At 49.2% G+C, this 14,131-nt stretch carries 13 protein-coding genes; 1 reads left to right on the top strand and 12 read right to left on the bottom strand.

Going from position 1 to position 14,131, the window contains the following annotated elements; genetic code table 11:
* Positions 1-111: 111 nt before the first annotated feature.
* From ACFVS2_RS29930 to ACFVS2_RS29890, 9 genes are all read right to left on the bottom strand, one after another.
* Positions 112-3,276: a phosphodiester glycosidase family protein gene (locus ACFVS2_RS29930; protein WP_390240026.1), complete on the bottom strand. Its 3,165-nt coding sequence runs from the start codon at positions 3,274-3,276 to the stop codon at positions 112-114.
* 224 nt (positions 3,277-3,500) lie between these two features.
* Complete coding sequence (gene wecB, locus ACFVS2_RS29925; RefSeq protein WP_390240024.1) at positions 3,501-4,649, bottom strand: non-hydrolyzing UDP-N-acetylglucosamine 2-epimerase; 1,149 nt, start codon at positions 4,647-4,649, stop codon at positions 3,501-3,503.
* 18 nt (positions 4,650-4,667) lie between these two features.
* Positions 4,668-5,297 (bottom strand): uracil phosphoribosyltransferase, encoded by a 630-nt coding sequence (gene upp / locus ACFVS2_RS29920; RefSeq protein ID WP_007725492.1) that lies wholly within the window; start codon positions 5,295-5,297, stop codon positions 4,668-4,670.
* Between the two features lie 181 nt (positions 5,298-5,478).
* A complete protein-coding gene (locus ACFVS2_RS29915; RefSeq protein ID WP_390240021.1) occupies positions 5,479-6,729 on the bottom strand; it encodes a serine hydroxymethyltransferase in 1,251 nt (416 codons plus the stop codon).
* A gap of 58 nt (positions 6,730-6,787) precedes the next feature.
* On the bottom strand, positions 6,788-7,357 hold the full coding sequence (locus ACFVS2_RS29910) for a TIGR01440 family protein (protein ID WP_390240019.1): 570 nt from the start codon (positions 7,355-7,357) through the stop codon (positions 6,788-6,790).
* A complete protein-coding gene (rpiB, locus tag ACFVS2_RS29905; RefSeq protein ID WP_007725502.1) occupies positions 7,358-7,813 on the bottom strand; it encodes a ribose 5-phosphate isomerase B in 456 nt (151 codons plus the stop codon). It abuts the gene before it with no gap.
* Positions 7,814-7,953: 140 nt separating this feature from the next.
* A complete protein-coding gene (locus ACFVS2_RS29900) occupies positions 7,954-8,424 on the bottom strand; it encodes a low molecular weight protein arginine phosphatase (RefSeq protein WP_390240017.1) in 471 nt (156 codons plus the stop codon).
* A 32-nt stretch (positions 8,425-8,456) separates the two neighbouring features.
* A complete protein-coding gene (locus tag ACFVS2_RS29895; protein ID WP_106839703.1) occupies positions 8,457-9,017 on the bottom strand; it encodes a manganese efflux pump MntP in 561 nt (186 codons plus the stop codon).
* A 56-nt stretch (positions 9,018-9,073) separates the two neighbouring features.
* Positions 9,074-10,153 carry an L-threonylcarbamoyladenylate synthase gene (locus ACFVS2_RS29890; RefSeq protein ID WP_390240015.1) on the bottom strand — a complete coding sequence of 360 codons (1,080 nt, stop codon included), beginning with the start codon at positions 10,151-10,153 and terminating at the stop codon, positions 9,074-9,076.
* A gap of 230 nt (positions 10,154-10,383) precedes the next feature.
* On the opposite strand from ACFVS2_RS29890, the gene ACFVS2_RS29885 reads away from it, so the two are divergent.
* Entirely contained in the window at positions 10,384-11,181 is a 798-nt protein-coding gene (locus ACFVS2_RS29885; protein ID WP_390240013.1) for a DUF3298 and DUF4163 domain-containing protein, read from the top strand.
* 58 nt (positions 11,182-11,239) lie between these two features.
* Here the strand turns inward: ACFVS2_RS29885 and spoIIR are convergent, their stop codons facing one another.
* The 3 genes from spoIIR to prfA form a co-directional block, all read right to left on the bottom strand.
* Positions 11,240-12,031, bottom strand: coding sequence for a stage II sporulation protein R (gene spoIIR, locus ACFVS2_RS29880; RefSeq protein WP_390240011.1), 792 nt, complete (start codon positions 12,029-12,031; stop codon positions 11,240-11,242).
* 111 nt (positions 12,032-12,142) lie between these two features.
* Entirely contained in the window at positions 12,143-13,033 is an 891-nt protein-coding gene (prmC, locus tag ACFVS2_RS29875; RefSeq protein ID WP_390240009.1) for a peptide chain release factor N(5)-glutamine methyltransferase, read from the bottom strand.
* Positions 13,017-14,093: a peptide chain release factor 1 gene (gene prfA / locus ACFVS2_RS29870; protein ID WP_173619723.1), complete on the bottom strand. Its 1,077-nt coding sequence runs from the start codon at positions 14,091-14,093 to the stop codon at positions 13,017-13,019. The genes prmC and prfA overlap by 17 nt, the downstream gene beginning before the upstream one ends.
* Between the last annotated feature and the right edge of the window lie 38 nt (positions 14,094-14,131).

The raw sequence follows: 14,131 nt of genomic DNA, 5'->3' as shown, positions 1-14,131 counted from the left end.
CGTTATTTTAAATTGGTTAACCTATTTTGGCAAAGCTTTTTTCTTCGCCTTGGGAAAAGAAAAAGGCCAAGCTCCTCTTTGCTAGAGAAGCTTGACCTTTCCTCATGCTGCTTATTGGTCTTGATGCAAGATGCGATACAGTGCAACGACACACACTGCTCTCGTCGTCGGTTTATTCGGCTGATAATTTCCTCCGACTGGATCAATCAGACCGAGTCCGACCATGTTGTTGATGGATGTAGATGCCCAGGATGGCCAGGTTCCTTTATCGGAGACCTTTTTCGTCGCTCCCTTTTTATTCACGAGACGATCGAGAATGACTGCGGCCTCTGCGCGAGTCACCGGCTGATCCGGACGGAAAGTATTATCGTTATACCCCTTCACCAGGCCTTTGGAAACGGCAACCTGTACGGCACCTTGCGCATAGGAAGGCACCTTATCCTTGAATTTCAGCTTTGGTGAGGATGGAAGCTCCCATTCAAAAGTGCGCGCGAGCAAGGTGACGAACTGTGCTCTAGTTAAGGAAACCTCTGGGCCGAACGTCGTCTCCGTTAACCCCTTCACGTAACCCTTTTCCGCCATATAGGTGATTTCTGCCTTGGCTGGATGCTTTGTGATATCTGTAAATCCAGCGTTGCTCGTGCCTGCATTGTCCAGGTAGTACGGAATGTACTTGCCGTAGCTATTGACTTCATATACCCATTGACCTTGGGCATTCATCGTTCCCAGTAGCGGATCCAAAGTATTGTTCACTTCGTTTACGTACAGGAGTCCAACGCCTTTTCCAGCGAGCCATTGCTTCGGTGCCAAGGTCAACTGAATCGACGAAGTAGAAATCGCGTCCTCTTGTCCTGCTTTTAGTTCGCCCGGCTTAATCGTAAACGAATAATCAGCAGGCACATATCCTGGCATCGGCTGGGTCACGATCGACTCCACATCAATCAGCGCACTATCCAGGTAAGGTGCAGTATTTGCAAGGGAATAATGGAGATCGAGCTCCGCCCCGAGGGACATGCTGCCTGGCAGTTCAGGGACAACGGCTACATCGCTCGGTTGACCTGTTTGGTTGCCCAAGAGGAGCGAGAATTCGTCGATGTACAGTGTTCCTTTGTCGTGTGTAATGCCATCATTGGCTTGGTCAACGACATACACACTCTTCAGCTGCAACGGATACGCAACATTGCTCGGGAAGTATCCTTTAACCTGTTTCCAGCCTGTCCAATTGATCTCTTTTGCCAGATCGACGTAGACCGGCTTGCCGTTTGCATCGACTACTTCTGCACGGAGCCAATGTCCACTGTTGTCACCATTGACCCACAAGCCCAATCCAAGCGGTTTGCCAGGGATGGTCACAGGTTTTGCCCCCAGAACGCCGTACGAAATCCGCATGTTGTTCGCTGGCGCTCCAGAGAAGTTGTACACCAGCTTCGCTGCCTTCTTCGTGCGGAATGTCTGATCGGAAACGAGCGCGAACGAACCAGCGGAACTAATGCTGGATGGATTTGCAGCATGGTACATGCCAACCTGATTATCGAAGGTGAGCCATGGCTGCTCAAATTGTCCGACAGCAAATGGTACGGTTGTCGACACGCCATCATATGTAATGGTCAGGTTTCCGTTGCCCGGCTCATTGCCTGCTACCAGTTGCAGATTATCGTTAATCGTCGCTACAGAAGAATCGATACTCGCTTTTACGCTAAGTGGAGTCGCTTGTACGGTAGAGCCCTTTTTCGTTTTGATTTTGACATCGAGATTAAGGGATTGTCCCGGTGCAATCGTGATCGGATTCGGCGAAACGATGATTTGCTGCACATCGTTGCCGGAAATCACTTGAATATCTTTATTTTGCGTCACATTGCCCAATCGCGCAGTCAATGTGATCTTGCCGGATCGAGCTGGTGTGAATTGCTTGCCATTTACGGTTCCCGCTTCGGACTGACTACCATCCCAACTCACATCGCCTGCATTGATCGCATACGGCTGGTAATGAACGTCATATCCTTTGGATGCGCTGAGCGTGATGGTTTGTCCGATAAGCACATCGGACGGTACATCGATTTGGAAGCCTCTCAATTCTCCAGCAGGTGCCGTGTTGTATACAGCCAGTCCAGTAGGCACACGACGCTCAGCACCGCCGCTCGGCTTATTCGCCAGATTCGCGTGTGTCTCACCCAGCATGCGAGCTGCCATGGTCGTAGAGCCACCACCGTCAAAGTTTACAGCTCGATAAGAGCCGAGCTCCGCCATGATCTTTGCCAGCTCGTCCAAATAAACGCCTTGGCTCGCATCGATCGTGACCATGTACAAAGTCTTTCCGTCCTGAGAAACACCGACCGCTGTGCGCGCCGTTTTGTTCGTGATGGACTTGTCCGCTTGAAAGGATGACAGTGCTTTCCCTTGATCGACCAAAATGACATTGCCACCCACCGCATGTTTCAAGTCGAGGGTTTGCGGTGTCGTTTGATACTCAACTGTCGCAGTAGCGCCTACTGGGAAGTTTTGTTTGAGAAATGCTCCTGCTGCTCCATGTCCCCAAAGGACATAGCCGTTGTAAGGTATGTATACGCCAGGTTGATTCACACGAACTTCTTTGGCTACGTTGTCTACAAACAGAATCTCGACGACATCTTTATAGCCCGATATCGTCCCCAAGCTGTTTTTGCCAAAGGAAGGGGTATAGACGTTCAGTTGGTTCTGGTGACTCTTTCGTCCTTCACTTGGGTTGTACTCTTCCTTGTTAACTCCCTGAATCGAATAGGTAGCACCATTAGGAGCAGTAACCTTGCCGCCAAAACCAAACTTATCGACGATGGCCATCTTGTCTCCCGTCAAGCCTAGGGCGTACCAGTAGGAGACCAAGCCCATGGAAGAAATGAGTTCATCGTCTTTCATGACAATGCCAAACGGCGCTCCTCGCTTCGACATGTTAAAAAAGTCGGCATTGATTGCTGATACAGCTCCTGTTTCACGCGCCATTTGTGTAACCGTCTGCCTGTCTGTCAGCTTGCCTTTCGTTCCGTATACTGGTTTTACCTCAACGTAAGGATTGTTCAGATCAACCTTGGTCACCATGATCGTGACTACTTGATTGGCAAATGATTTCGTATATTTCTGCAAAGTGGTCCCCTCACCAATTGGGGTTTGCCACATCATATTCAATGCACTGGTCTCCGCTCTGGCGTGTGCGACATTGGTCGCAAACGGCACAAACGGAACAAAAGCTCCCCAGGCCATAGTCGTGGCCGTGAGCAGCGTCACTATCCTTTGCGCTCTCATGTTGGTAACTCCTCTCCGTATTCCAAACTCTGTCTTTCTACCCTCTAAGCCAAGCAACTAAATATTAGACGCAAAAGGTCATGGATAGTTTCGCCAATTCTCTCGATTCTCTATTAGAAAAACATACCAAATCGTCAGTCATCGAAAACCAAAATATCCCTCTACAACAAGAAACCCGCCCAGTTTTGACGAACGGTACCTGGCGGGTTTTTCCTAGCTGTATGTTACTGACCTGGTTGGAAAGGCTCTGGTTGTTCAGCTCGCAAACCAAAATGATAGAGGATTGCTTCTACGATACGTCGGGAAGCCTCGCCATCCCCGTACGGGTTGACAGCGTGCGCCATTGCATCGTAAGTCGCTTGGTTGGTCAGCAATTCTTTTGCCATTGCATAAACTTGCTCTTCGTCAGTTCCCACGAGCTTCAACGTGCCTGCTTCAATCCCCTCAGGACGTTCTGTCGTATCGCGCAGAACCAGGACTGGTACGCCAAGAGACGGCGCTTCCTCCTGCACCCCGCCAGAATCGGTCAGGATGAGATGGGCACGACGAGCGAAGTTGTGGAAATCAAGGGCATCCAATGGTTCGATCAACGAAATGCGATCGTGGTTTCCGAGAATCTCCTGCGCTACTTCTTGTACAGCAGGATTCAAGTGAACCGGATACACAACAGCAATCTCCGGATGCTCGTCCACCAGTCTTCGAACTGCACGGAAAATACGGCGCATCGGCTCGCCCAAATTTTCGCGGCGGTGTGCCGTCATCAGCACCAACTTCTGACTAGCTACGCGATCAAGCACCGGATGCGTGTAATCCTCGCGAACCGTTGTTTTCAGCGCATCAATCGCTGTGTTTCCTGTCACGTAGATGTCCTTTTCCGGCTTTGCTTCGCGACGAAGATTGTCAGCCGATCCATTGGTCGGAGAGAAGTGAAGGTCAGCCATTACACCTGTCAACTGACGGTTCATCTCTTCCGGGAACGGCGAGTACTTGTCCCATGTGCGCAAGCCCGCTTCCACGTGTCCGATCGCTACCTGATTGTAAAAAGCAGCCAGACTCGCAACAAAAGTGGTTGTCGTATCCCCGTGTACGAGGACAATGTCCGGTTTTACTTCCTTCATCGTTTCATCCAGACTCTCCAATGCGCGAGTGGTCACACCCACCAGCGTTTGGCGATCCTTCATGATGTTCAAATCAATGTCTGGTTGAATATCAAAAATGTCCAAAACCTGATCGAGCATTTGACGATGCTGGGCCGTCACGCAAACGACCGATTCGATCTGCCCGCTGTACTTGTTCAATTCATGGACAAGTGGCGCCATTTTGATCGCTTCTGGACGAGTGCCGAATACCGTCATTACTTTTACAGTTTTCATCCGTTTTTCCCTCTCCGACTACTTCGTGCCGTACAAGCGGTCACCCGCATCGCCCAAGCCTGGCACGATGTATCCATGGTCGTTTAAATATTCATCAACAGCCGCTACGTAAATATCTACATCAGGATGCTCGTCCTGAACCAGCTTAATACCTTCTGGAGCAGCGATGAGGCACATCAGTTTCAAGTTTTTCGCTCCACGTTTTTTCAAAGCAGTAAGAGCAGCAACAGCAGAGCCACCAGTCGCCAGCATTGGGTCAGTTACGATCAACTCACGCTCAGCAACATCGGATGGCAGCTTCACATAATACTCAACAGGCTGCAGGGTTTCCGGATCACGGTAAAGACCTACGTGTCCTACTTTGGCAGCAGGAATCAGCCTCATCAGGCCATCAACCATACCAAGACCAGCACGCAGAATCGGTACCAACCCTACTTTTTTACCAGCAATTACATTCGACTGACAGGTAGCCACTGGCGTTTCGATGGTGGTTTGCTCCAACGGCATATCACGGGTAATTTCATAGCCCATCAGAGTAGTCACTTCATCTACCAGTTCGCGAAATTCCTTGGTCCCTGTATTCTTGTCACGAATATACGTAACTTTATGCTGAATCAGCGGATGGTCAAACACATATACACGGCTCATGTCATTTCCTCCGTTTCCCTATCAATACATCCTTTCTATAATAGCTGGTGAGAGTGGCTCCGTCAATTTGCCTAATCTTCGTACTTTTTCGCGTTCTCGATCCCTATCAACTGCCGGGAAGTGGAAAAAAAGCAGACCCGTATAGGAAAATTTCCACTGGGTCTGCTTCTCGTTGCCTTGATTAGATATTCAAGCCTTCGTACATAGGGAAACGTTGGCACAAAGCTGCCACACGTTGACGTGCTTCTTCGTGCTTCGCAGCATCCTCTGGATTTTTCAATGTCAGAGCGATAATCGCCGCTACTTCCTTCATTGCTTCCTCATCAAAGCCACGGCTTGTTACTGCTGGCGTACCCATGCGCACACCGCTTGTAACAAACGGGCTTTGTGTATCGTAAGGAATGGTATTTTTGTTCGTGGTAATGCTTACTTCGTCCAACAGATGCTCAGCCACTTTACCTGTCAGGCCGATTTTGCTCACATCAATCAATACGAGGTGGTTATCCGTTCCGCCGGAAACAAGCGTCAGACCTTCAGCAGTCAAGCTTTCCGCAAATGCACGCGCATTCTTGATGATGCGAGCTGCGTAATCCTTGAACTCTGGTTGCAGGTTTTCGCCGAAAGCAACCGCTTTTGCTGCGATCACGTGCATCAACGGACCACCTTGAACGCCTGGGAACACGGATTTGTCGATGCCTTTCGCGAACTCTTCCTTGCACAAAATCAAACCACCACGTGGTCCACGCAGAGTCTTGTGCGTCGTAGAAGTAACGAAATGCGCGTGTGGTACTGGGTTTGGATGCAGACCTGCCGCAACCAGACCAGCGATGTGCGCCATGTCCACCATGAAGTACGCGCCCACTTCATCCGCGATCTCACGGAACTTAGCAAAATCAATCGTACGCGGATACGCACTCGCACCACAAACGATCAGTTTTGGCTTGTGCTCCAATGCTTTTGCACGAACAACTTCATAGTTAATCAGGTGAGTATCTTCGTCTACACCATAATCAACGAAATTGTACAGAGTACCGGAGAAGTTTACTGCACTACCATGCGTCAAGTGACCACCGTGGGACAGATTCATTCCCAGTACAGTGTCGCCTGGCTGAAGAATTGTGAAGTATACAGCCATGTTCGCCTGAGCACCGGAGTGTGGTTGTACGTTTGCATGCTCTGCGCCAAAAATTTCTTTTACGCGGTCGCGCGCGATGTTTTCCACGATATCCACATACTCGCAACCACCGTAATAGCGGCGGCCTGGATATCCTTCTGCGTATTTGTTCGTCAAAACGGTTCCCATTGCTTCCATAACTGCGCGGCTTACGAAGTTCTCAGAAGCAATCAGCTCAATCTTGTCACGTTGTCTTCCGAGCTCCAGTTGAACGGCTTCCATTACCTGTGGGTCTTGATTACGCAAAAAATCTAGCATAATAGTTTCTCCTCCTTAAAAGTTCGTGATCATAAAGTGGGCTTGTCCCACATTCTTTTTACGTGCAGCTTTCATTCGACGGTGTCTTCTCATATACGGCACGCGGTCCGCCAATCAGCTTGGGGCGCGTACGCGCTGCCGTAACATGGGCTTGTCCAACGAGACGCTGTGTCGGACGTACCGGTACTGCCACATGCTTCAGATGCATGCCGATAAGCGTATGGCCGATATCAATGCCTGCGTGGGCGCGAATTTGCTCCACAACGGCTGCATCCGTGAACTGCGTAAACGCATGCGCAGCCATAGAGCCTCCAGCAGTCGGAACGGGAACAACCGAGACCTCTTCCAGTCCGTATCGCAATGCAACATCGCGCTCGACGACCAGAGCCCTGTTCAAATGTTCACAACATTGGAAGGCAACAGCAAAGCCGCGCTTCTCTACAACAGATCGAATCCCACGATACAGAGCTTTCGCTACATCCTGGCTGCCAGCTTTACCGATATGCTCCCCGAGCACCTCGCTGGTACTGCAACCAATTACCATGAGTTGTCCGGCTTTCAGCTCTGCCATATCAGCTACTTCTTCGACAATGTCACTGATTTGTTTTTCGATAGCGGATAAATCCACTTACTTCACTCCCGCATGCTTCGCTTCAATTTGGGAAATCTTTTCCACACGGCGCTCGTGACGACCACCTTGAAACTCTGTTTCCAACCAAATTTTCACGATATCAAGCGCAAGACCCGGTCCAATGACCCGCTCACCCATCGCCAACACATTGGTGTTGTTATGCTCACGGGTAGCGCGTGCAGAAAACGTATCATGCACAAGTGCACAACGGATGCCTGGAACCTTGTTGGCTGCGATCGACATACCGATACCTGTTCCGCAAACGAGAATGCCTCGATCAAACTCCCCAGCTGCCACCTTTTCCGCTACTGGCAAAGCATAATCGGGATAATCAACCGATTCCTCGCAGGTGCAGCCGAAGTCTTCCGTCTGGATGTTCATGGAGGCCAGCAGAGTCTTGATCTCCTCTTTTAGCTTGTATCCACCGTGATCAGCAGCAAGTGCTACTTTCATCTGTCATCCCTCGCTTGTCTCATAATCTTCGTCTAGTATACATCAAAAAACAATAAGTAAAAAGTGAACATTTTTATCAAATCACTAAAAAATCGTTCGTACTCTCACAAAAAACAAGGCCCTGGCTATACACCAGCACCCTATTCATCCACTGATTTACGAAGACCTGGGTCCTTGAGCATCATGGAGAGCCTCTCCAGTGACTCTTCGATTTCTTCGGCACACCTGCGATAATCCATCAGTGATCCCCCATACGGATCAGCAATATCACTAAAACCTTCTACCCCTACGAACTCCTGCAGGGTATGCACCTTTTCAGCCGCTGAGGGGAAATACGTCAAGATCGCGCGCTTGTGACCGTGCGTCATCGTCAAAATGACATCAGACCATTCAATCAACCCTTCGTCTACCTTGCTGGATTTATGATCGTGGGCAATTCCTCGTTCTTCTAATACTTGTTTGGCGTGCAAGGAGGCATCCTGACCGGCAAATGCCGCCACGCCAGCTGAGCGTATCTCAAGTCCCTGCCCGTCTGTCTTCGAACGGAACATCGCTTCTGCCATTGGGCTTCGGCACGTATTTCCTGTACAGACGAAAAGTATCCGTTTCACGTATCGTTCCTCCTCTCCTATTAATTAGTCGGTTATATCATAAATTTTAACCCAAAACCAAACAAAATAAGTCCACCTACTAATTCGCTATAATCCCCAAGCCACCCTCCCACACTCCTGCCTAACAATAAACCGAAGTAGGACATGGTGGCACCCATTATTCCAAAAAGGGAGATGGCCAAAATTCTATTGACCTCGATCAAGCCGAACGAGAAACCGACGGTGAAAGCATCCAGGCTGACACTTAAAGCAAAGAGCATCAGTCCGAACCCTTTTGTCTTCAATACACTTTTTTGATCCCCTTGAATGAAGCCATTCCATAGCATATGCAAGCCGATGATCATCAGGACACCACCGCCAATAAATACGGCTATATCTCCAACCAAATCGGACAAATACGCTCCAACGACAATCCCGATGATCGGCATCATAATATGAAACAGTCCGATGGTGATACTTACTTTGATAATCTCTCGTAACCGAATCCCGACCATTCCTACGCCAATTCCCAACGAAAAGGCATCCATACTTAAGGCGAAAGCAATAATGAGCAACGTCAAAAATTGCCCCCATTGGAATAACACCTGGTCCAAGCAGCTCCCCTCCCGTCTCTTCACCTTATGCGGACAAGGGGGAGTTTAGGACAGGTTTACACGGACAAGACTCGGCCTCCAGCAGCCTTTTCCAAGCGATTCATCACGGCCATACCCAACCCGTTTCGCGGGAAAGTCTCACCGACAATATACTGTACTTCTTGATCGTCGAATTCTCGCAGCACAGCATAAAGCTGTTGGGCAACCACTTCCAGATCTGTTTGTGATCCGACTACAAGAACAACATCTGCCGCCGCGTGGCTTTGCCAAAAGGGAGCTGTTTCTTCCGTTGCCAGCACACCCGTTTTTTGACTGTGCTGCTTCGCCTGTTGCAGCATGTCTTCCATTTTCGCCCGAACTTTTTCACTCTCTCCTGATACTAACCACATTTCTCCTTCAGGAGCGTAATGCGTATATTTCATACCTGGAGAGCGCGGTGCCTCGGCTGCTCCCACTTGAAAAGATGGATCGAGCTCCACGTAGCCAATCACTGGTTCCATTTGCTCCCGTGTGATGCCGCCTGGGCGTAGAATCATGGGCGGGTCCTGCGTCACATCAATAACAGTAGACTCTACCCCAACACCTGTTGCCCCACCATCGACTACTCCTGCTACGCGTCCATCCAAGTCAGCCAATACATGCGCCGCGGTCGTTGGACTCGGACGTCCAGAACGATTGGCGCTCGGAGCTGCAATCGGTACCCCCGCTTCTTTGATCAAAGCCAAGGCAATCGGATGATCAGGCATGCGAACCCCGACTGAATCCAATCCTGCCGTTACCAGCGAAGCTACCTGATCCGTTTTTGGCAAAATCACCGTCAAGGGTCCAGGCCAAAACACCTCCATCAGCTTTTTCCCTTTCTCCGGAACCTCACTTGCTACTGTGGACAACTGGTCCCACGCTCCAATATGTACAATCAGCGGATTATCGCTGGGTCTGCCTTTTGCTGTAAATATTTTTTCCACTGCTTCATCTGATAATGCATTCGCTCCCAAGCCGTAAACCGTCTCTGTGGGAAACGCGACAACTTCCCCTTCTCGAAGAAAACGGGCCGCATCCACAATCTGTGCACAACTATGCTGATTTTCCACATCGTTATCCACAGACCAGACTTTTGTCACAAAATTCATTTCCATCGTTAAAAAATCCTTTCTCTAGCTCGTTTCTTTGTAAGGAGTGCCTTAAGTATAGATGTGCACTAAAAAGTTTTCAACAGGCTGTGGGTAACTTGTGAATAACTTTTCTGAACAGCGTGGAAAAGAGAAGATTGTTACCTTTTTTTAACTTCATCCGTCTTTGCCTTGTAGTAGAATGAACACGAAAACAAAACAATAACTTTCCCTTTATCGAAAGGACCGTGAATGATATGTCATCTTTTAAATCCTTAGCTTCCAGCCTGCTTGGCACAGCTGTATTGTTAACAGCCGTCGCTGCTCCAGTATTTGCAGCACCTGCTTCACCTGCAGCCTCCACAAAGCCTGCTGTACAAGCGCCAAAGCTACAAGCTAACAGTGTCGTGTTCACACCAAAAACCATTACGGTCGATACGAAAGAATTTCAAGGTAAAGTATCCATCCCAGTGATTAGCGGGATGAAGGATAAAGCTTTTGAAGCAAAACTAAACGCTACTCTGCTGAAAGAAGCGCAAACAGGCTTGGCGGAAGGACAAAAAGCCGGCAAAGAAGATGCGGCAGAAGCGAAAAAACAAGGCTGGGAGCCACGCCCTCACGCACTCGACATCTCCTATGAGGTACACAATGCTGGGAAACTCGTTTCTTTCTCCGTACAAACATACATTTATACGGGCGGAGCACATGGCATGACGGATGTTACGTATTACACCATCGATAATCAGGCCAAGGCAAAAGAGCTGAAGCTGGCTGACCTGTTCCAGCCTGGTTATGACTACCGTACCATTCTCAATCAAATCATTTCGCAACAAATCAAAGCAAAGACCGAGGCAGATGGCTTTAACCCTTACGATGCATTCGAAAGCATCAGAGAGGATCAAGGCTTCTCCTTTAAAGACGGCAACCTGGTCATTCATTTTGGTCAATACGAAATAGCCGCTTATGCAGCAGGAATGCCAGAATTCTCGATCCCTGCTCATCGTTACCAAGGTCTGTTGAAGCCTGAGGTTCGTGAGGCTTTGTTCAAAAAGTAATCGTAGCAATTCAAAACGACACCTGCACGTATGGCGGGTGTCGTTTTTTATGTCCAGCTTAAGAGAGCCAGCTCTCGATTTTTTCCCATAAGTAAAATCTCACTTCTACTTCAGGAGCAGAGGCAGTTACTTCTTCTACTTCTTCTACTTTTTCTACCTCTTCGGACTCTTCTACCTCTACTTTTGTTTGCTCAGCGTCCACTTTATTTGATTCGGAATGTAGCCCTACTTCGTTCTCTTCTAGGGGTACGACCGCTACTTGCTTTCTATCAAATCGATCGTAGTCTTCCTCTTCCTCGGATACAGCTGCTGTCGTTTGTTCAGATTCTTCAGGCTCTGGAGTTGGCTCGGCTTTTACAGCGTCGCCATTGGACATGTCAATAAAGCAGAGCGGCGGGAACAGGACACACCACCAGTTTTGACCTTTTGCCTCTCCAATTTGTACACGGACTGCTCGGTAATTACCCGCAGGATACACATAGGAGCCATACAGCTTCGTCGGAAAAGGGACTTCGCCAAAATCCACTACAGCTTTGTACGAAAATCCTCGTTCCTTGATCGTCTTGTCTACGACCTGTTGAAGGACGGGTAATTGTGATTGAATGACTTGCTCTGCTTCCTCCAAAGTCTTGATATCGTCCGCCCACGTATTCATTTGAGCGATAATCGCATCTCTGACTTCGCGCTTTAACCATTGATCTTGGACAGAATCGCTGTTCGCAATAATGCGCAAGCGAACAGATTCTTGAGGGATCGGCCCATTATCCAACACATTGGCCGAAGTAAGCTGCCCCTCCCAGCTCATCATAAGCATAAACAGGCTAAATGCCATTAACAACATCCGTTTCATCGTTATCCGTCTCCCTCTATACTGATCTTCTCTCTTTAGCAATCAGTATGGACGGATTCACACGATTTCAAACATTCATTCCCTATATAAAAAAGGCGAGACGAGTCAGCGCTATCGTCTCACTCCGATAACAACTCGCTCGATCCCCGCCAAATCTGGAACAATCTCTACCTCATCCATGACACCAGATGCTTTCATCAATTCTGCTACATCCCCAGCCTGATAAATGCCTACCTCAAACGCTACGACCGCTCTTTCTTTCAATAGATTCGGCAGCGCCTCACACAGTCGATGATAGCAATCCAGACCATCTTCCCCGCCATCCAAAGCCAAGCGAGGTTCATGTACGCGCACTTCATCGTCCAGCTCCTCGACATCGCGACTCGGGATATATGGTGGATTGGACACGAGAATGTCTACCTTTTCGCCTGCTTCCAAAAGCGGTTGCACCAAATCCCCTTGTAGAAAGCGGACATCTGCACCAAGACGACTTGCATTTTCCCTAGCGATTGCCGTTGCCTCAGGAGACAGGTCCACCGTAGTCACGCGCCATTGCGGTTTTTCTAACGCGAGCGTAACGCAGATGGCTCCGCTCCCTGTTCCGATATCCACCACCGCTAGTTCTTCCCGCTCAGGCCAGAGATTTGCAGCAGCTGCCATCACTCGCTCCACCAGTATTTCCGTTTCCGGTCTCGGGATCAGCACACCTGGTCTCACCGTAAAAGGACGCCCGTAAAACTCCTGTTCGCCAAACATGTATTGCAATGGCTCGTTATTCGCCCTGCGCACGCACAGTCCGTCCAGCTTCACCAATGTTTCTGGATCGATTGAATCCGTCATCGCCATTAAAAAGCGCGTCCGATCCCAGTCGAGACAATGACGAATCATGAGCTCCGCTTCGAACAAAGGATCCTTTGTCCCTTTTTCCCGCAAAAAGGAAGAAGCCCGTAATAGGGCTTCTCGAATCGTCGTGACATCAGACCAATCAAGCTGAGTGTGCATGGCTTTTCAAAAGCTCCGTTTGTTCATGCATGATCAGGTTGTCGATCACTTCATCCAATTCGCCTTCCAATACCGATTCCAGTCGGTGCAAGGTCAGACCGATGCGGTGGTCGGTCACGCGGCTTTGTGGATAGTTGTACGTGCGGATGCGCTCGCTTCGGTCACCAGTACCCACCAAGCTTTTTCGCGTAGCATCTGCTTCCGCATTTTGTTGTTGCATATAGAAATCATACAGACGTGCGCGCAATACACGCAGCGCCTTGTCTTTGTTGGAATGCTGGGATTTCTCGTCCTGACAAGAAACCATGATCCCTGTAGGAATATGCGTTACGCGAACCGCTGACTTGGTCGTGTTAACGCTCTGACCGCCCGCACCACTAGAGCAGAACGTATCGATGCGGATATCTTTTTCGTGTACTTCCACTTCCACGTCTTCTGCTTCTGGCAGAACCAGTACAGTCGCAGTAGAAGTATGGATGCGTCCACCGGACTCAGTAGCCGGGATTCGTTGCACACGATGCGCGCCGCTTTCGAATTTCATTTTGCTATAAGCACCGCGACCGGACAGCGAGAAGACAATTTCCTTGTATCCGCCGATATCGGTTGGGCTTGCCTCCAGCACTTCAATTTTAAAAGCGTTGCGCTCCGCAAAACGTGTGTACATCCGGAAAAGCACTGCTGCAAACAGTGCAGCTTCATCGCCGCCCGCAGCACCGCGGATTTCCACAATCACGTTTTTCTCATCGTTCGGGTCTTTTGGAAGCAAGAGGATCTTCAAGCGATCTTCCAGTTGTTCCTTGCGTGCTGACAATTCACTGAGTTCGAGCTTGACCATTTCACGCATCTCGTCATCCAGTTTCTCTTCCAGCATCGCTTTCGCGTCGTCGATTTGACTCACCACTGATTTATATTCACGGTATGTCGTTACCGTCTCTTCCAACGAAGATTGTTCCTTAGACAGTTCACGCAAGCGTTTTGTATCACTAATGACGTCGGGGTCACATAGGAGATTCGTTACTTCTTCAAAACGCTCTTCGACTGCAGATAAGCGTGTAAACATTTTTATTTCACCCCATCGCAAAGAATAATAGCCTTTTG

Source organism: Brevibacillus sp. NPDC058079, from assembly GCF_042885155.1.
Taxonomy (GTDB): domain Bacteria; phylum Bacillota; class Bacilli; order Brevibacillales; family Brevibacillaceae; genus Brevibacillus.
This window is presented reverse-complemented; position numbering and strand designations above follow the sequence as displayed.

Bases quoted from the DNA above. Each gene is read 5' to 3' on its own strand.
- ACFVS2_RS29885 (WP_390240013.1), top strand. From the start codon at position 10,384: ATGTCATCTTTTAAATCCTTAGCTTCCAGCCTGCTTGGCACAGCTGTA.
- wecB (WP_390240024.1), bottom strand. From the start codon at position 4,649: ATGAAAACTGTAAAAGTAATGACGGTATTCGGCACTCGTCCAGAAGCG.
- ACFVS2_RS29930 (WP_390240026.1), bottom strand. From the start codon at position 3,276: ATGAGAGCGCAAAGGATAGTGACGCTGCTCACGGCCACGACTATGGCC.
- ACFVS2_RS29890 (WP_390240015.1), bottom strand. From the start codon at position 10,153: ATGGAAATGAATTTTGTGACAAAAGTCTGGTCTGTGGATAACGATGTG.
- rpiB (WP_007725502.1), bottom strand. From the start codon at position 7,813: ATGAAAGTAGCACTTGCTGCTGATCACGGTGGATACAAGCTAAAAGAG.
- ACFVS2_RS29915 (WP_390240021.1), bottom strand. From the start codon at position 6,729: ATGCTAGATTTTTTGCGTAATCAAGACCCACAGGTAATGGAAGCCGTT.
- upp (WP_007725492.1), bottom strand. From the start codon at position 5,297: ATGAGCCGTGTATATGTGTTTGACCATCCGCTGATTCAGCATAAAGTT.
- spoIIR (WP_390240011.1), bottom strand. From the start codon at position 12,031: ATGAAACGGATGTTGTTAATGGCATTTAGCCTGTTTATGCTTATGATG.
- prmC (WP_390240009.1), bottom strand. From the start codon at position 13,033: ATGCACACTCAGCTTGATTGGTCTGATGTCACGACGATTCGAGAAGCC.
- prfA (WP_173619723.1), bottom strand. From the start codon at position 14,093: ATGTTTACACGCTTATCTGCAGTCGAAGAGCGTTTTGAAGAAGTAACG.